Annotated in this window: 2 protein-coding genes; both read left to right on the top strand. The window is 65.6% G+C overall.

What is annotated here, in order from left to right; all coding sequences use genetic code 11:
- On the top strand, positions 1-622 hold a 622-nt coding region (locus ACXJ7R_RS33185), incomplete at its 5' end, for a response regulator (protein ID WP_457155487.1).
- Positions 612-1,293, top strand: a 682-nt coding sequence (locus ACXJ7R_RS33180; protein WP_457155486.1) for a sensor histidine kinase N-terminal domain-containing protein, incomplete at its 3' end; no start/stop codon positions are given. The genes ACXJ7R_RS33185 and ACXJ7R_RS33180, both read left to right, overlap by 11 nt.

Here is a 1,293-nt window from a genome sequence, read left to right as displayed (position 1 = left end):
GGGCAAGACCCTGCGCCAGGCGAACTATGTCGTCGACGTCGTCCATGACGGCGAGGATGTCGAGCACGCGCTGGCCGCCGGCGGCCACGCGCTTGTCATCCTCGACCTGGCATTGCCGCGTATGGGCGGCCTGGAAGTGCTGCGCACGCTGCGAGCGCGCGGCAACCGGGTCCCGGTGATCGTGCTGACCGCCAACGCCAGTCTCGACGGCCGGGTCAAAGGCCTCAATGAAGGCGCCGACGACTATCTGGCCAAGCCGTTCCAGATCGAGGAACTGGAGGCGCGAATCCGCGCACAACTGCGCCGCGCCAATGACCGCACCGCGCCTGTGGTTGCCTGCGGCGATCTCGTCTTCGACACCAACACGCGGCTGTTTTCGCTGGCCGGCGAGACGCTGGCGCTGACACCGCGCGAACATGCGGTGCTGGAACAACTGATGGTCAAGGCCGGACGCACGGTAAGCAAGGCGGCACTGTCGGCGGCGATCTACGATTTCGAGACCGATGCCGACCCCAGCGCCATCGAGATCTATGTGCACCGTGTGCGCAAGAAGCTTGAAGGGTCGCGCGTCCAGATCGCCACCTTGCGTGGCCTCGGCTATCTCTTGCGCCATGAGGATTAGCAGCCTCCGTTTGCAGTTGCTGGCCTGGGTGGTGTTGCCGCTCGCCGGGCTCGCCACCATCAATCTGTGGACCAGCCATGGCAACGCGCTGGCCACCGCCGACCTGGTCACGGACCGGATGTTGTTGGGTTCGGCACGGACCATCGCGGAGCAGGTCGCCATGACAGACGGCGTGCTCGATACCTCGATACCGCCGGCGGCGATCGAGATGTTCGATACCGGCGATCGCGACAGTGTCTACTACCATGTCAAGACTGCCAAAGGGCGGCTGCTGACCGGCTATCCCGACCTGCCGGAAGCGCCAAAGCACCCAAGCATCGAGGCCACCTATCGCGACCACCGGCTGCGGCTGCTTACTTTCAGCCACACCGTGGTCGGCGCCGGAGACGACTCGCCGATATCGGTTACCGTTGGCGTCACGCTTGCCGGGCACGATGCGATGGTGCGGCATTTGTGGTTCAACGCTTTCGCCCAGCAACTGGCGCTGGTGGCTATTGCCGGCATCTTCGTGCTGTTGGGCCTGCGTCGCGGCCTGGCACCGCTGATCAGGCTGCGCGACGCCGTGCGGTCGCCAAGCCGCAGCGACCTCGACCCGGTCGAGGTTCCTGGCGCGCAAAGCGAGATCCGCCCGCTCATCGATGCGCTGAACGCCTATATGGAGCGGGTGCGGG

Source organism: Mesorhizobium sp. P5_C1 (genome assembly GCF_054049815.1).
Note: the sequence above shows the minus strand (reverse complement) of the source record. Positions and strands in the feature narration are given on the sequence as shown.